Genomic DNA, 25,224 nt, shown 5'->3' with positions numbered 1-25,224 from the left:
TTTTTGATAGGTTTGATAAAATCTAACCTTATTTTTTATCTTAGAAGGACAATAAAATCTTGTACTTTTGCGGTGTGCAGAAATCATTTTTAAGCCATATAAACACGCCCGCAGATTTGCGTCTTTTAAAAACTAAAGACCTTCCTCAACTTGCAAAAGAACTGCGCGAATTCATCATAAATATTGTAGCCACCAAGGAAGGCCATTTGGGGGCCAGTTTAGGTGTGGTGGAATTAACCATTGCCTTACATTACGTATTCAACACACCCGATGACCAACTCATTTGGGATGTAGGCCATCAAGCCTATGGGCACAAAATTTTAACAGGCAGAAAAGACATTTTCCACACCAACAGACAATTAGGCGGTATTAGCGGATTTCCGAAACGCGCCGAAAGTATTTACGACAGTTTTGGAGTTGGGCACGCTTCAACATCTATTTCGGCAGCATTGGGCATGGCCATTGCTTCTAAAATTAAAGGCGATACTGAAAAACAACATGTCGCTGTAATTGGCGATGCCAGTATCGCGGGCGGCATGGCCTTTGAGGGCCTAAACCACGCTGGCGTTACCGATGCCAATTTATTGGTCATTTTAAACGATAATGCTATTGGTATCGACCCTAGCGTTGGCGCCCTAAAACAATATTTAACTAACGTAAAAAAGGGTACGCAAAAACGAAATAACATTATTAAAGCCCTAAATTTTGATTATTCAGGTCCCATTGACGGCCATGATATAGAAGCTATAATCACAGAACTAAAACGGCTAAAAAAGAAAAAAGGCCCAAAGTTTTTACATATCATTACAACAAAAGGAAAAGGTTTAAAGCAAGCCGAAGCCGACCAGGTAAAATACCACGCTCCAGGCAAGTTTGATGCAAAAACGGGAGATTTAATAAGTAAGCCAAAGGTTACACAACCTCCCAAATATCAAGATGTTTTTGGGCACACCATTGTTGAACTTGCCAAACATAATAAAAATATTGTAGGCATTACACCAGCAATGCCCACGGGCAGTTCACTTAAATTCATGATGGCTGAAATGCCAGAACGTGCTTTTGATGTTGGCATTGCTGAACAGCACGCCGTCACCTTAGCCGCTGGGATGGCTACCCAAGGGCTTATTCCATTTTGTAATATCTATTCCACATTTTTACAACGGGGTTACGACCAAATTATACACGATGTGGCACTACAAAAACTACCTGTTATTTTTTGTTTGGATCGCGCTGGTTTAGTTGGAGCCGATGGCGCTACCCACCATGGGGTTTTTGATTTGAGTTATTTACGCTGCATACCCAACCTTATTATTTTTGCACCACGCAATGAGGTTGAACTCAGAAACATCATGTATACAGCACAATTAGGGTTAAACAGCCCAATTGCCATTCGGTATCCACGAGGGAGAGGTACAACCATCGATTGGCAGCAACCATTTAAAACAATTGAAATTGGAAAAGGAGTCCGATTAAAACATGGTAAAAATCTAGCCGTTTTAAGCATTGGAAACATGGCCAAAAATGTAAGTGATGCTTCTAAAAATTTAGATATTTCACATTACGACATGCGTTTTGCAAAACCTTTGGACGAAACATTGCTGCACCATATCTTTATAACTCACAATACTATTATTACCGTTGAAGACAATGCCTTTATTGGTGGTTTTGGAAGTGCTATTTTAGAGTTTGCTGCCACCAACAACTACCAAAATACCATTAAAACATTAGGCATTCCCGACGAATTTATCGAGCATGGAAGTGTTGAGGAATTGCAAAAATATGTTGCGCTTGATGCTGAGCACTTAAAAAATTACTTTAACACAATTTTAAAGTAACACCACATTCAAGTTTAATTACACCAATTGGTAATTTTTTTTATCCTTGTTTATATAAAAATTAGTAAATTCAACAAATTAAAGTCGTTAATGGACCTAGAATCACTGGTAAAAAAATTTAAAGAAAAAGACGAAAAGGCTTTTGAAATGCTATACAACATGTATAGGGATAGCATGCATGGGGTTATTTTCAATATTTTAAGAGATTACGATTTAGCCGAAGAAGTGATGCAAGATGTTTTCATAAAAGCCTGGCACAAATCAAACACTTATTCAAGCTCTAAAGGTCGTTTTTTTACTTGGATTTTAAATATCGCCAGAAACGCTGCTATTGACAAAACACGATCAAAAGCATTTAAAAAGGCAAAACAAAACCTCGATTCTGATTTTTTCGTAGATATAATTGAAACCAAAGAGAGTCTGGATAATTCAACAGATGCTATAGGTATTAAAAAGTTTGTAGACAAGCTTGCCGAAAAATGCAAGGCAGTTATTGAGCTCATATACTTTAAAGGCTATACACAGGTTGAAGCCTCTAAAGCTCTTGACATGCCCGTTGGCACTATTAAAACCAGAAACAGAAACTGCATTAATGAACTAAGAAATTTGGTATTAAATTAAAATGGATATAAAAGCATACATAGAATCTGGTATTTTAGAGCTATATGTAGCTGGCACACTTTCTGAAAAAGAAAACAAGGAAGTGTATAATATGGTGCAACAATATCCTGAAATACAACAAGAGGTTTTAAATATTGAAGCCGCCATTATAAAACTTACCTCATCGGTATCACCCAAAACTAAGGAATCATTTCAAACCATTAAAAATAAATTAGAGCTAAATGACGAGGGCACCAAAGTTATTCCTTTTGCAAAACCAAAATACAATTGGTTAACCTACACAGGCTGGGCAGCAACCATTGCGTTGGCCATAGGGTTATGGTGGGCCATTAACCAAAATAACACCCTAAAATCTAAGATTCGTGTTGCTGAAACGCAACAAGAACTATTGGAAAACCAAATCGAAAAATCCAGAAATAGTTTAGAAGATGCCAATACGCTAATTTCAATTTTGCGCGATGCTAATATTACTCAAGTGCCGTTGGCCGGACAAGGCAACTTCTCCCAAACCTATGCCAAAGTATATTGGGATAAAAATTCCAAAAGAATATTTCTAGACGCCCAAGGCTTGCCTGAACCTCCAGAAGGGATGGTTTACCAAGTATGGTCGTTAAAATTAAGCCCATTGACACCAACCAGCTTAGGTACCATTGATGGTTTTATTACCGACGAAAATAAAATTTTTGAAATTGAAAACCCCAACAATAGTGAGGCTTTCGGCATTACTTTAGAGCCATCTGGCGGTAGTGAAACGCCTACTATGGAGCAATTGTATACGTTAGGTGTGGTACAAGCCTCCTGATTACATTGGAAATAAAATTACTACTATCTCACAAAATTTAAGGAGTAATATTTACTTTATTCTACATATAACTAGTTGAAGTTAATTTCAAAAAATGAGAAAAACAATAATAATTTTACTTCTTACATTGACAAATTTTGCTTTTGGACAAACTAGCGTATCTAAAAAAGTTTCTGAATCTTTTAATAATGATAATCGGAACAAACTTGACAGCATTGCAAAACAACTGAACTACAAAGGTGGAGACCAAATAAAAGTTCTGACCATTTTTACTATTAATGAAGAAGGAAATGTTGTTGATATAAAAGCTAGATCTGTACATCCTTTATTTGAAAAAGAAGCTATTCGGATTTTAGAAGCACTCCCGAAAATGACACCTTCGGAACATAACGGAAAAAAATTAGTCAAAAATACTCAATGCCAATAGTATTTGAAATAGAAACTGAAGGTGCTAAAAAAAGTAGACTGAGAAGAGAAAAACGGAAACGAGAAAAAGAATTGAAAAAGGAAAAAAACTAGCTAAAACAAAGTATAATAATACATAGTTTTAAGCAAAACTAATATTAATGCCCCGTTAATCATTAATTTTGCCTCATCCTAACAAAGAAAGTCACCAGTTATATTGCTATAACAAAGCACTTCCACTTAGCAGGAAACCTAAAACCAAACACTTTATTTAAGTTTTTTAATAAATCGTTTCAAAAATCAGCTTATAATTTGTGTATATTTTTAAACCTACAGGATATTAATCCCCTTTAAATTAAAAGGTGTTCCAGGTGTAAACTGTATTTCTTCAACGAACAGCTCCTCATCTTTCAAGCGCAATTCGGCTGCAAATTGTGTCTCGTTCCAAGCCACATCAAATAAATTCTCGATTACCATACCTATGGTTTCATTTCCTATTTTATAATTAGCATTTATATCGGTTACAAAATAGCCTTCTACCACTATGCTATTGTCTTCATTTGCAGGTCTATCATCAACAAATCGACACCTTAAGCCTCCAGAAAAACCACTTAAATTGTTAACCGACAACCCGCATGAAATTGTAAAATATGGAGCTATGGGAATATAATTTTCTCCTTTAGAGCCTTCTCAGTACTTCTAGACTCTGTTACTGTAGCATCGGTATCAAAAAACAACTAATCGTTAAACTGATAGCGCAATCCTAAATCTAATCCATAACGTTCTGTTTTACTACTAGGTTCTAAAATACCGGCATCACCAACATAAACAAATTCTTGTTGCAAAAAAAAGTTGTTCTGCTTTTCCACTACCGGCATGTTGACCGATGATTAATCCTGATACTTTTCGCAATATTTCTTGCGAGGAGTTTACAGGACTCATTTGTATATCAAGTCTGGAAATAGTACTGATAGCGTTAAGTTCTTCCTGAATAACCATCCCTTCCAATTTAAATAATTTTTCTTCCAGTATTACAGCAAGCTTTGAATTGATATTTGCTTCATTCAGCACGATGGTTTTATTACTATAACCCAACAAACCTATCTTATGGAATCTCCTACTTTACAAGCATTTAAAGCAAACACGCCATTTTCAAGAGAGTGTGTATGACTTTTGAGTTTAAATTATAAATGTAAGCCGCATCTAGAGGTTGCTCAATTTTATTTTTTACAACTCCTTTTACTTCTTTGGAAAAACCTATGTTACTTATAGTTAACACTAAAATGGAAAAAATAAATTTTGAATTTTTCATCTGGATTCTTTGTTAAATATCATTGACTTTTGTTGCTATTACTGGACCAAGTTCAAAGATGCTTTCTTGCAATTCTTCTTTCAAATTTTTAACTTCTTTAAACTTATCATTAGCTTTATAAATATATGCTAAATGAAACAGAACCTCTGGTTCAAAAGTTTTACCAGCAACATAATTTTCAGCAATCTTTAACGCTTCCTTATTGTTACCATTCTTATAATACGTCCAAGCCAATAAATCATAAGATTGTGGTATTGGCCTATTTTCAATTTCGGTATTGGCTATAATAAATGCCTTGGTTATTTCTCTTGGGTTTTCTGCTAATAAAAGTGTATTATATTTATTATACATATGGCCATATAATGGGTTATTAACCGCCCGATTATACAATTTTAACTCGTTTTTCTTTAAATTTAAGTCACCTTTAAATTCAGCAATTTCGGCTTTTAGCAAATAATAATCCGGGGATTTATGGTTTTTTGTTATGGTGTTTAAAATGTTTAAGGCCTCATCTGGATTTTTTTCATATGAATATACAATCCAAGCGATACCCTTTTTTGCATAAGCATCTTCAGGGTTCAATTCTAAAGCCTTTAGATAGTGTTGATAGGAATCTTGTATTCTTCCGGCGTGACCGTAATAATTGGCCAAATTGGTATAAACCCATTGTTTGGTTGCTGGTATATTTGAAGATTCTGCAATGTTTTTGGCTTGCTCCATATATTTTATGGCTGCTTCTATATTGCCACGGTGGTCAGACCATTTTGACAATCGAATTAAATAATCAAAATCACCGTTTTTTCTAATTTTATCTAAATACGATTTTGCCAGTTCAAAATTCCCCAATTCCATATGTACATCAAATAGCATTTTTTGGGTGCCTTTTAAATGCTCACCATTTAGTTCTGCTTTTTTTAGTAAGCCTAAAGCCTCTTTAAACCTGTGCTGCGAAATATAATTTCGTGCTAGAGCTCTTAAATAGTCTGCCTTATTGTACAAAGCAGCTTCGTTAGCTTTAACTAAATAAATTTCAGCTTCTTTTAAGGATTCTATTTTACCAGTTAGATTAAAAATTTGAGATTGAGATGCCGCAGCTTTGGCTAAGTACGGGAATTGATTGGGTTCTTTTTCTAGCTTTTTTTCCCAGAAGTTTAAATCGGATTTAGCCAACTGCAACATCTCGCTCTCTGTGTTTTGCAAATAACCCGTATAATCTCTTTTGCTAGTTATTTTTTTTTCTTTCGTGCCACAGCTCGCTAACAAAATTATTGCCAGAGCTATTGCTAAATGTTTTAAGGATTTCATTGCGTTTGCTTTTAAATTTATATTGTTTTAAAACAACTCTAAAACAAGGGTGTGTGCGCCCTTGCTTTAGAGTTTAGAGTAGGTTTTTCAGATTTTACCAAGGCGAAGCCAAGTAAGGGAAGGAGCTCAAAAAGGCCTTGTCATTAGCATCAACATTGTCATCAGATAATCCTGGGTTTTCTGAAAAGTCTTCACCTCCAAAAATTAAAAGTAATTCAACGGTGATTACATCGTCCGACAGTGCTCTTCCTGTTAACACATTCGTTCCGTCAAAAAATGTTGTTGGGGCGTCTAATGATACATTTAAAACATCAGTAGATAATAGTCCGGTAAAAGTTGCTGCATCTAATCCTAAGGCGTTTTGGTCTTCATCATTTGCATAAGCAGGACTCAGTGCCATTAGGTTAGACTGAAATTTACTTTGGAATGCTGCGTTTTGTTCGGAAGGTACAGTAACATTAAACAGGTCTTTGTCTGCACTTGAAACGAATACTGTATTAACAGCTGGTCTACCCATTTGGTCTTCTTGTGAGTAGATTCCAGAGAAATCCGGTGCTACAGGAGCTCTACGAATTAAGTCATCTTTCGAACAGTTAAAGGCAAGTACAGATACTGCAAATGCAACTGTTGCTATTTGTATTCTTTTTATCGTTTTCATATTTCAAAAATTTATAAGGTTGTATGTTATTATTTTATTTTAGATTCTACCCAAGCATTTATGGTTCCAGAACCACCAATCATACTTTTTGGAACTTCAACTACAATTGACATGACGTTGGTTCCAGCAAAAGTATCTGCCCCAGGACTGTTAAAGCTTGTGGCATTTCCAGCAATTATTTCAGAATATTGTGCAAAATCCATAAAGAATGGATCATCTCTAGGTCCAGCAAAAAAGCTCATACCTTTAAACGAACGTATTTTAGCATCCTCACCATAAGCTGTAATATCTACTACACCTCCAGCTGTTGCATTAGTCTGTATAGTGCTGTTAAGTCCGGTTTGTGAAGGAGCAACTGGTCCGAAAAAGTACATTTTTCCATTTTTTGGAATGGCTTGAATAACTAAATCTTCTATATAATCTCCTGTATTGTCGATATTGAATTCTACTAAGACATTTTCGTTAAAAGCGGCACTGCCAGTAGCACTCGGGCTAAGCAAGCCTTGTAAGTTTGCTACAAATACAATGTTATCTGTATTTTCGCCCTGAAATGCATAAAAGTCCGTAATATCGCTATTACCGCCTTCAACGGCAGGCGCATCAATATGGTCTGCCGCAATAATTAAGAAACCAGCCACAGCTATAATTCCTATTCCTAAAACTGTTGTTAATTTTTTCATGATTTTTAGATTTTGTTATTAGTAATTTTTTTACTCTCACTAATACCTACGAAATAATGAAAAGAGCGGTTTTGTTAAAATTTTGTTAAAAACAGAAAGTTGTGTGTCGCATGTAGTCCTCTTAAATTCAACTAACCAAATATTATAGAGAAAGCAGGCAATCTTGATTTGGTGAAATTTTTCAACTATCTTAGTTTAACAAACCAATAATCTAGTTGAAACAGAACTTTCAGCTTTGCATTGTTCTTCATTATATACAGCCTAATAACTATGATAAAATTCTTTAGAAAGATTAGACAAAATTTGCTTTCAGAGGGAAAAACAACAAAGTATTTAAAATATGCTATTGGTGAAATAATTCTTGTGGTTATTGGCATTTTAATAGCGTTGCAACTAAACAGCTGGGGAGAGAGTAAAAAAAATGATACAATAAGACATCAATATTATCTCCAACTTATAGATGAGCTAAAAGAAAATAAAATTTATATTGAAGAAATAATACAGAAGTACAGTCAAAACATTTCAACTTACAACAAAGTTATTTACAGCCTAAACTCACAAAGTTTAACAACGGACCAAATATTTAATAAATATAGTCTTGTAAATTATGAATATCAAAACATTATTTTCCATACAGGCACTATAGAGTCCCTGATAAGTACAGGTGAGATAAAATTGACCCCCCAATCTATTCGCAACAAATTATTAGATTTAAAACATAATATGGATAGACGTACTATTGTTAATGGAGAACTTAATCAAGAATACAAAGACAGAATAAGGTTAGCTAGTTTATCATCAGGTGGTGTCATTGGAGAAATGATAGAAAATAAGACTCTTTTAAACAAAACTATTTCTGCTCATGTAAAGAATTCCCTAGAGGACATAATTTTATCCAAGGGAGCTGGACTTTGGGTCAAAAATCACAATGAAAAAATTACAGTTGAGGCTTGTTCTGATTTAATTAAAAAAATTAAAATTATTGAAAAACTTATTAATTCCGAATTAAAAAATTAAAGTAAGAGAGAGCAATTTTTATTAAAAAAGAGATTCGAAATAACGAAAGAACAAAAATGTATATAAGAGATGAAAACACTTATATTAATTGACGTTAATCGAACTACCATAAAAACCGCTAAAACGTCACCCCTTCTATTTTTTTAAAGTTTTGAATGGCCTTGCTGTCGGAAAGTAAAGACACATAATGGCATACCGAAAGCAGCCTTAGGTACAAATCGTCGCTCTTAAAATTTATGGTTTCCGGCAAGCGGTTCAGTATTAATTTGTCGTAATTTGAAGCACTTCCATCATAACAATTATTAACCGCAGCGGTATAAACACCAAGTAGCTTGTTTATAATTTGATAACCCGCAATTTCCTTATCGATAACCTCTTCGGAGCAATACACATTATCTCTGCTAATTTTAATGATATCTTTAATTTGGGCATCGTATTTACTTTTATCCAATAACGCTGCATCAAAATCACCATTTAGAATGGCTTCTTCGTGTTTCATAAAAATATCGACAGCATCGTTGATTAATGCTCCAATAGCTAGCGCACGAAGGTAACCAATACGGTCTTCTCTACTGGATAGCGCATAGTAGTTTTCTGGAATAATATTTTCGCGTATAACCTTCGATAGGTACTCCAAAGCATATTCTTCTTGAATGAGCCCTAAATTGATACCATCTTCAAAATCAATAATGGTATAACAAATATCGTCGGCCGCCTCAACCAAATAGGTTAACGGATGCCGTGAAAAGCTAATATGTTTTTCACTGCGTTTTATTAAGCCCAACTCATTTGCTACATCAATAAAAGTAGCTTTGTCACTTTGGAAAAATCCATACTTTTTATCGGCTATATGCGTTGTTGGCTTCTTAGGCAACGATTCTTTTGGGTATTTAGTAAACGCCCCAAGCGTGGCGTAACTCATACGCAATCCGCCTTTTCTACCAGCCCGACTTTGTGTTAAAATTTTAAAACCGTTGGCATTGCCTTCAAAATCGCATAAATCTTGGTATTGCTTTTCGGTTAATTGGTCTTGGTACTTTTTTCCGTCGCCTGTTTTAAAAAATTCACCTATGGCTTTTTCGCCAGAATGCCCAAACGGCGGGTTGCCTATGTCGTGGGCCAATGCTGCTGTGGCAACAATAGCTCCAAAATCGTTGGCCTGGTAGCCATGAACATTTTGCAAATGTGGATATTTTTCTAATAGTTTCAACCCCACTTTTCTACCTAAAGAGCGCCCTACTACACTCACCTCCAAACTGTGGGTTAAACGGGTGTGCACAAAATCGGTTTGCGATAAAGGAATCACTTGGGTTTTGTCTTGAAGGCTTCTAAATTCCGAAGAAAAAATGATGCGATCGTAATCCACTTCAAAACCCAAACGGGTTTCGTCCTGCTCTTTTCTTAGTCTTTTATTGGTATCGCCAAAGCGTTTTAAGGATAGTAATTGTTCCCAGTTCATCGTTCGTTTTTAAAGCAAGGCAAGATAAAAAAGATCTTATTAACCTATGGGCTTTACTTTCGTTTTTTTGCCATACTTGAGTTAACATTACGATAACATTTTAATCATCGTTGTTTAATACTTAGATAACATTAGATTTATGATGTTTCATTTATTTTGCGCTGTATTTACACATCAACAAACATGAAGCATTTAATTATCATTGCCGCTACACTTTTCAGTACACTTTCCTTTAGTCAAAATACTGGGCTTATTGTTGGAAAGGTTTTGGACAATGAAGTTGAAAATGCACCTTTGGTTTTAGCCGACATTAGTATTAAAAATACTGAGGTAAAAGCCAACACCGACCAAACCGGCATGTTTGTTATTGAAAATATTGAAGCTGGCGATTACACCTTGGTTTGCAGCTTTGTGGGTTACGAATCGAAAGAAATCAACGTGCATGTTGACGGTCTTAACCCCGTAGAGTTAAAACTGACTTTAGAAGCCAGTAGCGTTTCTATGGACGACATCGCTTTAGCCATGGCCATGGCAAACGCTGGACAGAGCTTAAAAAACACTTCGGACCAGTAACAGTTAAGTTACCAGTAAACCAATCACTCTTTCTTTTTCAGACTTTGTTGGAGTTATTTTTCATCTGAAAAAACATTCTGTTTTTTGGCAGAATGAAACTTAAGTTCCATTAGAGTTCCACAATCAAACCTTACTTCTATTTTAGATTTCAACCCCAATTCACCTCTTCTGATTTTTAAGAAAGGCCATTTTCAATCTCACCTCCCTTATAAAATTCAAAATTAAAAACACATCATTTTCAATGTTAAATTAATGTAACTATCGCTTCTAAAAACCCAGTTACACATAACGTTTACATAACCCTTCAATTACCATTGTTTAACTCATGGATAACACCCTGTTCACATAACCTAGCGTTCTTTGCACCTAGATAAAAACTAAAAATATGAAAAAAATCACCCTATTTTTAATACTAATGATAGCGGCCATTTCTTATGGCCAAAACACTGGTTCTGTGGTTGGTAAACTTACCGACAAAGAATACAACAACGAACCTTTGGCCTTTGCCAATGTTATAATAAAAGGTACCACTAAAGGTACTACTTCCGATTTTGATGGCTTGTACGCCCTTGAGAATTTAGAACCTGGAGATTACATTTTAATATACAGTTTTGTTGGTTATGAAACACAAGAACTGCCTGTTACAATTGTTGCCGGCAAAATAACCGAAGTAAACGTACCGATGGGCGCAAGCGCTGCTTCGTTGGACGAAGTGGTGATTACCACTACTACCAAACGTGAAAGCGAAACAGCCCTGTTGTTGGAGCAGAAAAAGGCGGTAGTGATAAAGGAAAGTATTGGTGCAGAACGATTGACTAAAATTGGAGTATCTGATGCTTCTGGAGCGACTGAAAAAATTTCTGGAGTAACTAAAAGTGAAGGTTCTGGTGACATATACATTAGAGGTCTCGGAGACCGTTATTTGTCTACCACAATGAATGGACTTCCCATTCCTTCAGACGACGTTAACAATAAAAACATCAACTTAAACCTATTCTCAACTAACGTTATTGAAAATGTTGGTATCAGCAAAACATACTCAACTGACAGCTATGCTGACCAAGGTTCGGGCAATGTTGATATCACCTCAAAATCGTATTCCAAAAAAGAATTCTCCATAAGCCTTTCTTCAGGCTACAACACAAATACGGTAGGTTCAGCAAACTTTAAAAGATCAATTATTTCTGAAGATGTGAACTTTGGATTCCATAAAAAAGAATACGCTTTAGTAGATTTGATTACCAGACAAGGTTGGGACCCAATTGACCAAAAAAATACTGGCAATTACGGTATTAAATTATCTGGAGGCACCAAATTTGATGTTTTTGGCAAACAGTTAAAATTATTTGTTGCCGGTTCGCACTCGAAACAATACAACTACCAAGAAGGTATTTTTAGAAGCTACCGCTCAAACATTTTGGATAACGAGTTTACCGATGTTGAATCGTCTACCACCCAAACAAACTCAACAGGTTATTTTAATTTAGACTTTAAGATTAACGATAGTAACAATTTAAAAATTAGCAGTTTATCGGTTAACACAAGCAACGACAATGTTTATGAGCAAGGTAGAAACCTTGAAGGTTATGTGTTTGACCAAGACCCAAAAGAAGACCAAGCTTTTGTTCGCGACCAAAACTTCAAGCAAACCATTCTATTGGTTAACCAAATTGAAGGTTCGCATGATATTAGCGAAAACAATGAGCTGAAATGGGCTGCAGGTTACAATTATGTTTTGGCTCAAGAGCCTAACCGTGTACGTAACGAAGCTAATATTTTTACTCCCGAAACCGACCCTGAAAACCAAACCATCATTGATACTGATATGCCGTTCGTGCAATATGCTCACGTTGGCGATTTTCAACAGCGTAAATCGAGTCAAAAAATTGAAGACACCGAATACAACGCTTATATCACCGATGCCATTAGCTTTGGTGAATTTGATGAAGATGCCAATACCAAACCTTACAAATTACATGTGGGCGCCAATTTCCGCCAAAAAGACCGTGTTTTCAGCTCTCAGTTTATTGGCGTTCGTGCCCGTGATTTCAAAGTACCATCAATCGACCAGTTTTCTTTAACTTTTACTCCAGACAACTTTGAGGACGGACTCGTTTTAAGAGAGCCCAATCCAGATCGCTATGATGCCGACCTAAATATAATGGCTGCGTATGCCAACTTAGATTTTGGTTTAAACAAACGTTTTTCTGGAAACGTGGGGGTTCGTTTTGAGCGTGATGAAATCAATGTGCTTTGGGATGTTGGCAACTACGTAGGGCGTGTTGGCTCTACTACTAAGGAATATACTGAGGTTTACCCCAGTGCAAACGTTAAGTTTGAACTAAACGACAAACAGTTTTTACGATTAGCTTCCAGCCTAACACAAACACTGCCTGAATTTAAAGAAGTAGCTCCTTTTAACTATGTATCTCCAACAGGACGTGTTACCACTGGTAATCCAGATTTGGAAAAATCGGATGTATTTAACATCGATTTAAAATGGGAATTTTTCCCTAATCAAAGTGAGTTGGTTTCAGCTACGGCGTTTTTCAAAAACATTAAAAACCCAATAAACTTGGCCATGGAACGCGGGTCATCAGGTTATTTTAAATACTTTAATACTGGAGAAGAAGCCAACGTTTATGGTATTGAATTGGAAACACGTTTGGATTTAATTAAAAATGACGACGACAATGCTCTTTTAAACTTCAACACCAATGTAACCAAAATGTGGTTCAACCAAGATTTATTGGAAAACTACCAGTACAAAAACCTAACTGAAGTAGATTTGCAAGGGGCTTCAGATTTAATCGTAAATGGTTCGCTTAGCTATAACAGCCAAACCGAAAAAGAGTTTGTGGCGACTTTAACTGGAAATTATTCATCCGACAAAATATTTGCTTTAGGGTCTCCAGAAGATTTCACCAATAGTGCCACTTTGTACAACGATCAAATTATTGAAAAAGGTTTTGTTACCCTAGACTTTGTTGCAAGCAAAGACATCACTGACCAGTTACAATTAAAGTTTACAGGCAGAAACCTATTAAACCCAGAAATAAAACAGACCCAATTAATAAGAAACCTTAATACGGGAATAGAAACTAACGAAACCGTATTATCTTATAAAAAGGGAAGCTTATTAAGCTTGAGCTTAAAGTATACTTTCTAATAACATTCAGTTAACAAACCAAGGTTTTTTTCCAAATAAAAGTAACCATCGTTTAATATTGAGTTAAAGATATTAAAACGGTGGTTAGCTTTCTTTGCAGAAGAAATTAATTCAAAACAAAAAGTAAATTAATAAACTAAAAAATGAAAAATTTAATCGGAAAATTATTTAGCGCAACCTTTGTTTTTGCTGCTTTAACTTTAACTAGTTGTGATTCTGACGATCCAGCTCCAATTGGACCAGAGCAAACCGACGTGGTTAAAAACCTAGAGGCTGGCATTTTAAATGGCACTTTAAAAACGACTTACTCACTTGACGCTTCTGTGGTTTACAATTTAAAAGGGCAATTTATTATAGATTCAGACGCAACTTTAAATATCCCAGCCGGCACTAGAATCCTTGCCGATAACGGTGGTACTGATGTTTACATTGCTGTTTTAAAAGGTGGCACCATAAACATTAACGGTAACGCTGGTAATCCAGTTGTAATGTCGTCTGCAGATGGTAACCCTGGCGATTGGGGTGGTTTAACACTTTGTGGTGAAGCTACTACTACGGCCGGTGTTGACGCTGTTGCTGAAGTTGGTGGTTTTGTTTACGGAGGTACCAATGACTCTGATAGTTCTGGTATTATCCGTCACTTACAAATTGTTGGTACTGGTGCCCAAATCAACTCTGAGTCTCAATATAATGGCGTGTCTTTTTACGCTGTTGGTTCTGGTACTTTAGTTGACAACCTAGCTGTTATTAATGGGGATGACGATGGTGTTGAGTTCTTCGGCGGAACAGTTTCAGTTTCTAATCTTTATTTAGAAAATAACAGCGATGACTCTATCGACTGGACTGAAGGCTGGAGCGGAACTGTAGACAACGCTTATATTTCGCATACTGTTGCTGGTTTCTCTACTGTTTTTGAAGGCGATAAAGACAACGGAAATCCTAAATTCAACAATATTACTGCCATTTCAACTGTTGGTGGTACGGCATTACAATTTAAAAAGCAATCTGGAGGAACGATTACAAACTTATCGTTAAGCGGATACGATGTAGATTTAGACATGAAAGATGGCGGTGCCATTTCAAACGTAGTTTTTGTGGACGGATATACTCCTGTTGCATTTGCTGAGGAAGCTGACCAAATCGCAAACGAAGAGTGGTTTTATTCATTAAACACTACGGTAGTTCCTTCTGTTGACCTTACAGATTTTAACTGGGTAGATACTGATGTTTCTTTTGAGAGCAACGTGTTACAAGGTGCTGTATCGGGTAATGTTACACTTGATGCTTCTGTAGCCTATACATTAAACTCTTCTTACATTGTACAGTCTGGTGCCAAATTAACCATTCCTGCTGGTACAAAAATTACAGCTAGAGCTGGCGGTACTGGGGTTTACATCGCTGTATTACAAGGTGGACAAATAGAAATTAATGGTGAGCCTAACAACCCTGTAGTAATCTCTTCTACAGATGCAAAACCAGGAGACTGGGGCGGATTAACCATTTGCGGTAACGCCACTACTACCGCTGGTGTTAATGCTACTGCCGAAATAGGTGGTTTCATTTATGGAGGCACTAACGATTCTGAAAGTTCTGGTATTGTGAAGAACTTGATTATCAAAGGAACTGGTGCTCAAATCAACTCTGAGTCTCAGTACAATGGTGTTTCTTTATACGCTGTTGGCTCTGGTACAATTTTAGAAAATATTGCCGTAATTAACGGCGCTGATGATGGTATTGAGTTCTTTGGAGGTTCTGCTTCTGTAACCAATATCTATTTAGAAAACAACGATGACGATGCTGTTGACTGGACTGAAGGATGGAATGGTTCTGTAACTAACACTTACATCAAACATACCGTTGAAGGTTTCTCTACCGCTTTTGAAGGAGACAAAGACAATGGCAATCCTTTATTTACAAATGTAACGGCTATATCGACTGTTGGTGGTACGGCTTTACAATTTAAAAAGCAATCTGGTGCTACAATCAACAATTTGTACTTAAGTGGTTACGATACTAATATTGACATGAAAGATGGCGGACCATTAGCAAACGTTATTATTGATGGTAATGCTGCTACAACTACCGATGCTTACGATGCCGGTACGCAAGTTGACATTTCTGGTTGGAACTGGATAAACGCAAATTTATAATAGCATATGCCTTATAAAAGGTTAAGATTACAATAAAAAAAGCATCCCAAAATGGGATGCTTTTTTTATTAGTAGTTTTGCAAGATTTTACAAACCATCCTGATTATCAGTACTGGTTTCCTTTAGGCTTGCAATAACATTTTCATTGTAATCTACTTCTTTTACGGTTTCATTAGTGTAATAAAACCATTTGCCGACTTTTTTACCATTATCATAATTACCAGAAATTGTTTTTTTGCCTTCTGCGTTAAAGCTTAACCACTCGCCTTGTAGTTTACCATCTGTAGTGTAAAAGCCCGTTTGGCTAACCACTCCATTGTCATGATAATAAACAACCTCTATTAAGTTGGTTTCTTTATTAAACTTTAAATCTCTCTTTTGCTGAGCAAAAGACACCACAGTAATTAAAAAGGCAAAAAATAAGATAAACTTCTTCATAATTATGGGGTTTTTACATTATACATCAAAGTTACAAAAGAGATAACATTTAAGCAACGTTTACGTAACATTAATTTAACACAAACCCTGTAACAGTTTGTTTTTAAAAATTTTAAAAAAATTAACAATAGCAATATCCTTAATATTAAATTAATATTAGCGTTACGTTACGATGAAATAAAACATTGATATTTGTGAAGTCTTAAGACACTTTAATTAGTATTTCATATAATCTATTAGTTTTTGTCGACTACATTATCATGATTTCTAATGAGACTGCCTTTGGCCAAGGCAGTCTTTTTATTGTTTTATTGTTAATCGTTTGGTAACATTCAGTTAACATTGGTATTGGTTATTTGCAGCGACAAAAACTAATACATACAATGAAACTAAAAATCAGTATTGCACTGGCTTTAAGTCTAGTGTTTACAACGCATTCACAAGAAATCAGCGATACGTCTTTTGGAAAAGGATTAATTAATTTTGTTGCAAAAGACAGTTCGTTTAGCGTAAAATTCGCTCCACGCTTTCAGGTACGATCTATTTCATCTTGGGATCACAACGGAAATAACTACAATAGCCCAGAACATAATTTCATTGTGCGCCGTGCACGTTTAAAGTTTGATGGGTTCGCCTACAGTCCCAAGTTAAAATACAAAATAGAGCTAGGGCTTTCAAACAGAGATATTTCGGGAGCCAACCAATTTAACAGGAACACACCCCGCTACATTTTAGATGCAGTTATTATGTGGAATTTTGCCAAAAATTTCGAATTATGGGCCGGACAAACAAAACTACCTGGTAACGTAGAGCGCGTGGTGTCATCCGCAAACTTACAGCTTATAGACCGTTCGCTATTGAATAGCCGTTTTAATATTGATCGCGATTTAGGTATTCAATTACGCCATAAATCTTATTTGGGGAGCAGCTTTTTAATGCGTGAAAAATTATCGATTTCACAAGGTGAAGGCCGAAATGTTACCGAAGGCAATGAAGGTGGCTTACAATACACAGGACGGTTGGAGTTATTACCTTTCGGTACGTTTAAGTCGAAAGGGGATTACACAGGTTCTGATCTAAAACGTGAAGAACTTCCAAAAATAATGCTTGGATTCACTTACAACTACAACCAAGATGCCGTTAGGGAAAGAGGTTTTGCCGGTGATTACATGACTAGAACAGATGGTTCCCTTTACGAAACCGACCAAACTACCTTTTTTGCAGATGCCATGTTTAAGTACAACGGATTTTCATTTATGGGCGAATACGCTAAACGTAAAGCCGACGATGAAATTGCAACAGAAGCAGATAGCACAACACCAACGGGAGATATCGTTCTAACCGGTAACGCTTTAAATTTACAAGCAGGTTATTTATTTAAAAGCAACTACGAAATTGCTGCACGTTTTACCACTTTAGATTACGAATCCGTTACTGAGGCCCTACCCACAAAACAATACACTTTTGGTGTTAATAAGTTTATTGTTGGACATAAACTAAAAGTACAAAGTGACCTCAGTTATACTACTCTCGATGGAAATGAAGATAATATAACATTTAGGCTAGGCTTCGACCTGCATTTTTAATCCAAAAAATAACAATTACGTAACATAATAATTATATATTGTCATGATATTTGCAGTCCTTTTACAATTAAAACCTATGGAACACATTTATTTATACATGCTCATAGCTATTGCTATTCTGGCTGTGGTTGACCTTGTTGTTGGTGTTAGTAATGATGCCATTAACTTTCTCAACTCTGCAATAGGATCTAAAGCTATTTCGTTGCGAACAATCATGATTGTTGCCAGTTTGGGTATTTTTATTGGTGCCGTTTTTTCTAGCGGCCTTATGGAAGTTGCCCGAAAAGGCATTTTTGTGCCGGCACAGTTTAGCTTTCATGAAATCATGCTCATTTTTATGGCAGTTATGATTACAGACATATTATTACTCGATTTTTTTAATACGATAGGCTTACCTACATCAACAACGGTTTCTATTGTATTTAACTTATTGGGAGCTGCTGTTATTATGGCCTTGATAAAAATTAGCGCTTCAGATTCCCAAACTTTTGCCGACCTAGGAAGCTATATTAACACCGAAAAAGCGCTTGAGATTATTAGCGGCATCCTATTATCGGTCGTCATAGCCTTTAGTGTGGGGGCCTTTGTTCAGTGGATTTCGCGCTACATTTTCACTTTTCATTACGATGAAAAAATTAAAAATTTTGGTGCTATTTTTGGTGGTTTGGCATTAACGGCCATCCTTTACTTTATCTTCATGAAAGGCCTAAAAGGAACACCTTATTATGATGATCTTAAAGGCTACATTGAAGGCAATGAACTTTACATAATTATTGGCGGTTTTGTGCTGTTTACATTGTTTTCGTTTGCGTTTCAAAAAATCACAAAAAAGAGTATTTTATTAGTTGTTATTGCTGTTGGAACATTTGGATTGGCATTGGCCTTTTCAGGTAACGATTTAGTTAACTTTATCGGTGTTCCTATGGCTGCATACCATAGTTACGAAGCTTGGTTAGGCTCTGGAACAGTTGCTACCGAATTCAGCATGGGCATACTTGGGAAAAAGATGCCTGCCGAACCGTTTTTACTCTTCATTTCTGGAGGCATAATGGTGGTAACACTTTGGTTTTCTAAAAAAGCTAAAACAGTGGCCGAAACCGAAATTAGCCTATCACGCCAAAGCGATACACATGAAAAATTCAAACCCAATATGCTTTCACGAAGTATCGTAAAAGCAACTTCTGGAATATCGGATGCTTTAAGATATATCATCCCTAAATCCATGCAATCTAATATAGACTCCAGTTTTCAAAAGCCTAATACGGCAGTGATGACTAAAGACCAAAGCATGGATGCCCCAGCTTTTGATATGATTAGAGCTTCTGTGAATTTAATGGTTGCCGGTGTTTTAATTTCAATTGCCACAGCCATGAAACTCCCCCTTTCAACTACCTACGTAACCTTTATGGTTGCTATGGGTACATCGCTTGCTGATAGAGCTTGGGGAGCAGAAAGTGCAGTATATAGAGTTGCTGGTGTATTAAACGTAATTGGAGGCTGGTTTGGAACCGCTTTCGGAGCTTTTATTGCCTCTGGGACTGTCGTATTTTTGATTAATTGGGAACCACAGGTAATGACGCCGATACTATTGTTAGTAACCGCATTTTTACTCATAAGAAACTTCTTGTCGCACAAAAAGAAATCAGCTGAAAGTAAAAGTGAAGACCGTCTTAAAACTGCCGAGAGCAGCTCTGTTCAAGGCGTTATTCATGAAAGTGCAGCCAATATTGCTAATGTGGTTAAAAGAGGTAATAAAATATACTCTAATGCCATAAAAGGACTGGCTAAACAAGATTTGTCTTCATTAAAAAAGAATAAAAAACAAATCGACAAGCTATCGCTAGAAGTCGACAACTTAAGAGACAATATTTTTTATTTTATAAAAAACCTAGACGAATCTAGTGTTGGTGCCAGCGATTTTTACATTAGTATTTTAGGTTATTTACAGGACATGACACAATCTTTAGAATATATTTCAAAAGTAAGCTACAAGCATGTAAACAACAACCACAAAAAACTTAAATTTAACCAAATAAAAGAGTTGAAAGAGATTGATGATGCCGTTGAAAAACTATTCAATGACACTAAGGTGGCGTTCGATTCTAGTTCATTTGAACAGATTGGAGATATTTTGAACAGTAAAAAAGAATTGTTCCACTTGTTATCTGAAAAAATCCAAAAGCAGATTGAACGTACCAGAAAAGAAGAATCGAGCCCTAAAAACACCACCCTGTATTTTGGCTTACTATCTGAAACAAAAGATTTATTAGTAGCAACTATGAATCTATTGGAAGAATACCACAATTCTCATGATGCTTCGGTTAAACCAGCAACAATAGAGGTTGCAGAATCTATTTCCGAAAATGGTACATTAAAAAAAGAATTGGAAGAAGAGTAGTTAAATCATAGACACTTAAACCAAAGTAATGGAACCCTAAAACTTGTTAAGTTTTAGGGTTTTTTTATTTTTTAACAACTAGAAATCAATACGTTAAAAAAAACATACAGACTTCGTAATCTATAATAGGTTTAACTCCGTAAATACAATAAACCAAATTATTATATTAATTATGAAGAAATTATCTATACTACTTTTGTTGACGGTTATTACGGTATCGTGTGTTTCCAAGAAAAAATACTTGGCTTTACAACAAGAAAATGGTGAAATTAAAAGCGAATTACAAAAAACTAGAGTTGCTAAAGAAGACCTTGAAGCTAAATTTGACAAAATCCAAGAACGCGTTGAGGCTTACAACAACAAAATTATGTCGTTGAAAGAAGAAAGCGATTCCAAATTAGAAGTTGCGGAAAATGGCACGGTAATATCTAACGACACAAAAGCTCGTATGCGCGAGACCTTAAAAAACGTAGATCAAACAAAACTTAGCCAAGCTAAAACACTAAAAGACTCCATGAACTTGGCCGTTGCTTACAATCTTGAAAAAACGATTAACGAAAGTAATATTGACGAAGATCAAGACTTTGCTGTAGATATTAACGAAACCGTTGTAATGATATCTATTGCAGACAATATGCTGTTCAATACGGCTAGCTACAGACTTAGTTCTAAAGCTGATCCTATTTTAAAAAAATTAGCCGATGTTATCAATTCTGAACCAAGTTTAGATGTTATGGTAGAAGGCCATACGGACTCAAGAACAATCAACACTGCCAACATTGCTGACAATTGGGATTTGAGCGTTTTAAGGGCGACATCGGTTGTTCGTAAACTTCAAGACAAATACAACGTTGCACCAGAAAAGTTAATAGCGTCTGGTAGAAGCAGCTACCAACCTGTAGCCAGCAACGATAATTCTGAAGATCGTGCTAAAAACAGAAGAACCAGAATTATTATCCTTCCAAATATCGATAAGTTTTTTGCTTTAATGGCAGATAACGATACAGCGCTTTCAGAAAATATTCTAGATTAAATATTAGCTTAATATCCCGTTGACACCTTTAAAGTGTGTTTCAAAAACTAAATCTCCAAGAGCCCTCACTCTTGGAGATTTTTATTTTATCTAAAACAGCTTCGTCCACTTATTTCCTTGTATAAAAACAATCCCTGTACAGCACACATCATCAACATTTATTGCCATCAATTCTTTGTTCAACTTGGAGTTTAGTATTTTTGTTAAAAACCAATAAAAAAATTTAAAATGATTTCAGCAAATGAATATTTTGACGGAAACGTTAAATCTTTAGGATACACAAGTAAAACAGGCCAATCAACTTTGGGTGTTATGAATGCCGGAACTTACGAGTTTAGCACGTCTAAACATGAGACCATGAATGTTGTAGAAGGCGAAATGACCGTTCTATTACCTGGTGAAACCGAATGGAAAACCTATAAGGCCGGTGAAGCCTACCAAATAGAAGCTAACGAAAAGTTTCAAGTAAAAGTAAATGGGCAAACCTCTTATTTGTGCCAATACAAATAATATTAGTTTCTTTTATAAAAAATAAAAAAGCACCCTTTGGGGTGCTTTTTTGTCTTAGTTAGTTTAGTTTGTTTCGTTTTAAATAATCATCCTTCGCAACTTGCACATTCCTTTTTCTGTTTAAATTTCTGTGCTGCATTCATACTGTGTTGGTAATACAGTGATTTTAACCCAAGCTTCCATGCAGTAACATATATTTTATTGATGTCTTTAACTGGCATGTCTGGGTGTACAATAATGTTTACTGACTGCCCTTGATCAATATGGTTTTGTCTATTGGCCGCCTGATAAACAATGTTTAACTGGTCAATTTCAGAATAAGTTTTAAACACATCGCGCTCTTGCTCGGTTAAGAATTCCAAATGCTGAACAGAACCATCATGATCGCGAATGCTGCGCCAAACCTCTGGTGTGTTTTGTCCTTTTTCTTCCAAAAGATCTTGCAGGAATGGGTTTTTAATGGTGGTTTTTATTTTAGCAATATCTTTAACATAAATATTAGACCAAATTGGCTCAATACCTTGCGATACTTGACCTAAAATAAAAGCAGAAGATGTTGTTGGCGCAATGGCATTTAAAGTAGCATTACGTCTGCCATAACCTTTTAACACTTCTGGTTCACCATATAACTTGGCCAATTCTTCTGAAGCTTTATATGACTTTTCTTGAATTAATTTAAAAATCTCACTATTCAAATTAAAGGCTTCCGCACTATCGAACGATAACATTTTCGATTGAAGCAACGAATGCCAGCCCAAAGCTCCTAATCCTAATGCACGATTAGACTTCGCAAAGTTGTAAGCGCGCTCCATAAACATAAACGTTTGTCTGTCGTCTAAGTCCTGTGAATCTCTAAATTCCTCCAATTTCTCAATAAATTCGGTAATTACGGCATCTAAAAAGTACACCATAGTTTCAACGGCATCAGTATCTTTCCACTTGTCGTAGTGTAACAAGTTTATTGACGAAAGTACGCAAACAAACGACCAATTTTCGTTAGATGGTAGCATAATCTCCGTACACAAGTTACTCGCTACAATTTGGTGGTTTTTGTCTTTGTAAACATCAGCTGCTTGGTTATTGGCGTGATCTTTAAAGAAAATATAAGGATAGCCTATTTCACCTCTTCGCTGAATAACCTTAGCCCAAATAGAACGTTTTTCCACATCGCCATCAATCATTTCCTGCATCCATTTATCGGTAACGGTAATACCATGTGTAAGTTCCTGGATAGCGTTTCCTTCTGTTCCAATTTCCAAAAACTCCTTAATATCTGGATGCTCAACAGGCAAATAAGGTGAAAAACGACCTCTTCGTACCGACCCTTGGCTTACCACATCTACCATTTTTTCGAAAAGTTGCATAATATGCACAGCTCCAGACGACGCACCATTATTTTTCACCGGCGCTCCGCGGTGCCTAAGGTTTCCAAAATACCCTGAAGTTCCACCTCCTAGCTTAGACATCATTCCTACTTCCGATTGTGTATAGAGAATATTCCCCATATCATCTGCAATGTTAGAACCAAAACAGCTAATTGGCAAACCACGTTTTTTTCCAAAATTAGACCATACAGGAGAAGCTAATGAGAAAAAGCCTTCAGACATGTATTTATAGAACTTATCGGCATATCCATCTATTTTCAAAATTGCTTCGGCACGTTCTGCGATTTCTCTAATTCGCCCCTCGGGTGTCGTGCCCTCGGTTAAATACCCCGACTCTAAAAACTTACGGCTGTTTTCGGTAAGCCATGCAAAACCTGATTCAGATTCTAACTGAGAGGCATTTTTAATTTGCTCTTTTCGAGCATTTAATAATTGGTTGTAATTGCTAGATTGTTGTTCTGTTGTTTCGTCCTGGAGATGCGTGTTTATTTTCATGGATTAATTTTGTTGAAAGGATTATGGTTTGGTTTAATTTTTTAATTATTATGGTTGCATTTTATTCTAAAATGCTTGTTGGGTGTTAGTCTATTAGAACAAATCGTCGCTCGTAATACTTTTTGTTCGTTTACTGTAATTAATAGAGCGTTTAACAAAGAAATCGCCGTGTTTGGTTCCAATTATTTCATCGTCAAACCACTCAGTTTCGGCCAATAAACTTTCATTTACTTCGAATACCTTTCCAATACCAATACTTTCCAACGAATTGTTAAAACGGTTCTTTATAAATTCATTGATAACATCTTTTGGGAGGAAATCCAACTCACCTTCTTCAAAAATCCAATCAATAATATCGCTTTCTGCGTTAAAGGCATCACGGCATATATTTTGAATTTTTTCATTGTAATCTTCTCCAAACCATTTTGGGTTTTCCTTTTTGATAATTTTAATGACATCGATACCAAAATCGCCATGGATTTGCTCTTCTTTAGAAGTGGCCTCAACGACATTTGATATCCCTTTCAGCATATTTTTATATTTATTGAAAGCCATGATGATTAAAAATTGCGAAAACAACGATACATGCTCGATAAACAACGAGAACAACAGCACAGATTCAGCATATTCTTGAATGTTTTCACTTTTAGAGTTTTTTAAAGCCGTTTCTAAATAATGAACACGCCGCATTATTACCGGCTTCTTTTTTAGCGTTTTAAACTCGGTATTAAGGCCCAATATTTCTAAAAGGTGAGAATAAGCATCGTGGTGCCGCACTTCACTTTCTGCAAACGTTGCCCCCACCGAACCAATTTCTGGTTTGGGCATTTTTTGATAAATATCTCCCCAAAAGGTTTTCACGGCCACCTCTATTTGGGAAATAGCCAGCATAGTGTTTTTTATAGCCGATTTTTCGGTTAGCGTTAGTCCCGTTTTAAAATCCTGAATGTCACTGGTAAAATTAAACTCCGTATGAATCCAATACGAATGTCTAATCGCATTTACATACTCGTACAAATCTGGATATTCGTAAGGCTTAAGATTAATACGTTTTTCAAAAATATTGGTCTGGCGCTTTCTTGCTTGCTCATCCCTATAAAGGATATATGCTTTTGCGGCATCATGAAACGCACTCCCCATGAGTTTGTCTTCAACAATATCCTGCACCTGCTCGACTGTTGGAACATATCTTGAATCGACCGCCTTTCTAGCCAATAGCGATTCGAATACTTTTCCTGAAATCGATTCGGCATCTTCTCTTGTTCCATGCCCTACCGAAAGCATAGCCTTCTCTATGGCACTGGTAATTTTGTCCAACACAAAAGGTGTTGTTTCGTAATCTCGTTTAATGATGTGCGTTATTTCCATATTTTTGGTTTTGATTGCGTTTTAA

General features: G+C 36.0%; 18 protein-coding genes and 2 pseudogenes. 12 read left to right on the top strand and 8 right to left on the bottom strand.

The window, feature by feature from the left end:
• The first annotated feature begins 74 nt into the window (after nucleotides 1-74).
• The 4 genes from dxs (at nucleotide 75) to GSB9_02633 (ending at nucleotide 3,685) form a co-directional block, all read left to right on the top strand.
• Nucleotides 75-1,835, top strand: coding sequence for a 1-deoxy-D-xylulose-5-phosphate synthase (dxs, locus tag GSB9_02636; GenBank protein UKM66063.2), 1,761 nt, complete (start codon nucleotides 75-77; stop codon nucleotides 1,833-1,835).
• A gap of 90 nt (nucleotides 1,836-1,925) precedes the next feature.
• Nucleotides 1,926-2,456, top strand: coding sequence for a sigma-70 family RNA polymerase sigma factor (locus GSB9_02635; protein UKM66062.1), 531 nt, complete (start codon nucleotides 1,926-1,928; stop codon nucleotides 2,454-2,456).
• 1 nt (nucleotide 2,457) lies between these two features.
• Nucleotides 2,458-3,258, top strand: coding sequence for an anti-sigma factor (locus GSB9_02634; GenBank protein UKM66061.1), 801 nt, complete (start codon nucleotides 2,458-2,460; stop codon nucleotides 3,256-3,258).
• Nucleotides 3,259-3,352: 94 nt separating this feature from the next.
• Entirely contained in the window at nucleotides 3,353-3,685 is a 333-nt protein-coding gene (locus GSB9_02633; protein UKM66060.1) for an energy transducer TonB, read from the top strand.
• Between the two features lie 308 nt (nucleotides 3,686-3,993).
• Here GSB9_02633 and GSB9_03355 read toward each other — a convergent pair.
• The 4 genes and pseudogenes from GSB9_03355 to GSB9_03350 form a co-directional block, all read right to left on the bottom strand.
• A pseudogene (locus GSB9_03355) lies at nucleotides 3,994-4,511 on the bottom strand (TonB-dependent receptor).
• A gap of 284 nt (nucleotides 4,512-4,795) precedes the next feature.
• Nucleotides 4,796-4,975, bottom strand: coding sequence for a hypothetical protein (locus tag GSB9_02628; protein ID UKM66055.1), 180 nt, complete (start codon nucleotides 4,973-4,975; stop codon nucleotides 4,796-4,798).
• A 12-nt stretch (nucleotides 4,976-4,987) separates the two neighbouring features.
• On the bottom strand, nucleotides 4,988-6,280 hold the full coding sequence (locus tag GSB9_02627) for a cell surface protein (GenBank protein UKM66054.1): 1,293 nt from the start codon (nucleotides 6,278-6,280) through the stop codon (nucleotides 4,988-4,990).
• Nucleotides 6,281-6,374: 94 nt separating this feature from the next.
• Nucleotides 6,375-7,618, bottom strand: a pseudogene (locus tag GSB9_03350) (DUF4331 domain-containing protein).
• A gap of 270 nt (nucleotides 7,619-7,888) precedes the next feature.
• On the opposite strand from GSB9_03350, the gene GSB9_02624 reads away from it, so the two are divergent.
• Nucleotides 7,889-8,635, top strand: a complete 747-nt coding sequence (locus tag GSB9_02624; protein UKM66051.1) for a DUF6090 family protein — start codon at nucleotides 7,889-7,891, stop codon at nucleotides 8,633-8,635.
• A 118-nt stretch (nucleotides 8,636-8,753) separates the two neighbouring features.
• Here GSB9_02624 and dgt read toward each other — a convergent pair whose 3' ends face one another.
• Nucleotides 8,754-10,094 carry a dNTP triphosphohydrolase gene (gene dgt, locus GSB9_02623; GenBank protein UKM66050.1) on the bottom strand — a complete coding sequence of 447 codons (1,341 nt, stop codon included), beginning with the start codon at nucleotides 10,092-10,094 and terminating at the stop codon, nucleotides 8,754-8,756.
• Nucleotides 10,095-10,277: 183 nt separating this feature from the next.
• On the opposite strand from dgt, the gene GSB9_02622 reads away from it, so the two are divergent.
• From GSB9_02622 to GSB9_02620, 3 genes are all read left to right on the top strand, one after another.
• Entirely contained in the window at nucleotides 10,278-10,667 is a 390-nt protein-coding gene (locus GSB9_02622; protein ID UKM66049.1) for a carboxypeptidase-like regulatory domain-containing protein, read from the top strand.
• Nucleotides 10,668-11,052: 385 nt separating this feature from the next.
• A complete protein-coding gene (locus tag GSB9_02621) occupies nucleotides 11,053-13,836 on the top strand; it encodes a TonB-dependent receptor (protein UKM66048.1) in 2,784 nt (927 codons plus the stop codon).
• Nucleotides 13,837-13,979: 143 nt separating this feature from the next.
• Nucleotides 13,980-15,986 (top strand): hypothetical protein, encoded by a 2,007-nt coding sequence (locus GSB9_02620; GenBank protein UKM66047.1) that lies wholly within the window; start codon nucleotides 13,980-13,982, stop codon nucleotides 15,984-15,986.
• Nucleotides 15,987-16,073: 87 nt separating this feature from the next.
• Here the strand turns inward: GSB9_02620 and GSB9_02619 are convergent, their stop codons facing one another.
• On the bottom strand, nucleotides 16,074-16,424 hold the full coding sequence (locus GSB9_02619) for a nicotinic acid mononucleotide adenyltransferase (protein UKM66046.1): 351 nt from the start codon (nucleotides 16,422-16,424) through the stop codon (nucleotides 16,074-16,076).
• Nucleotides 16,425-16,807: 383 nt separating this feature from the next.
• Between GSB9_02619 and GSB9_02618 the strand changes: the two genes are divergently transcribed.
• From GSB9_02618 to GSB9_02615, 4 genes are all read left to right on the top strand, one after another.
• On the top strand, nucleotides 16,808-18,010 hold the full coding sequence (locus GSB9_02618) for an OprO/OprP family phosphate-selective porin (GenBank protein ID UKM66045.1): 1,203 nt from the start codon (nucleotides 16,808-16,810) through the stop codon (nucleotides 18,008-18,010).
• 76 nt (nucleotides 18,011-18,086) lie between these two features.
• On the top strand, nucleotides 18,087-20,408 hold the full coding sequence (locus GSB9_02617; protein UKM66044.2) for an inorganic phosphate transporter: 2,322 nt from the start codon (nucleotides 18,087-18,089) through the stop codon (nucleotides 20,406-20,408).
• A gap of 172 nt (nucleotides 20,409-20,580) precedes the next feature.
• Entirely contained in the window at nucleotides 20,581-21,441 is an 861-nt protein-coding gene (locus GSB9_02616; protein UKM66043.1) for an OmpA family protein, read from the top strand.
• Nucleotides 21,442-21,669: 228 nt separating this feature from the next.
• Entirely contained in the window at nucleotides 21,670-21,951 is a 282-nt protein-coding gene (locus GSB9_02615) for a pyrimidine/purine nucleoside phosphorylase (protein ID UKM66042.1), read from the top strand.
• A gap of 86 nt (nucleotides 21,952-22,037) precedes the next feature.
• On the opposite strand, the gene GSB9_02614 is transcribed toward GSB9_02615, so the two are convergent.
• A complete protein-coding gene (locus GSB9_02614; protein ID UKM66041.1) occupies nucleotides 22,038-23,831 on the bottom strand; it encodes a ribonucleoside-diphosphate reductase subunit alpha in 1,794 nt (597 codons plus the stop codon).
• 93 nt (nucleotides 23,832-23,924) lie between these two features.
• Nucleotides 23,925-25,199 carry a ribonucleotide-diphosphate reductase subunit beta gene (locus tag GSB9_02613; GenBank protein ID UKM66040.1) on the bottom strand — a complete coding sequence of 425 codons (1,275 nt, stop codon included), beginning with the start codon at nucleotides 25,197-25,199 and terminating at the stop codon, nucleotides 23,925-23,927.
• Nucleotides 25,200-25,224 lie beyond the last annotated feature (25 nt).

It is taken from the genome of Flavobacteriaceae bacterium GSB9 (genome assembly GCA_022749295.1).
Classification (GTDB): Bacteria; Bacteroidota; Bacteroidia; order Flavobacteriales; family Flavobacteriaceae; genus Flavisericum.
This window is presented reverse-complemented; position numbering and strand designations above follow the sequence as displayed.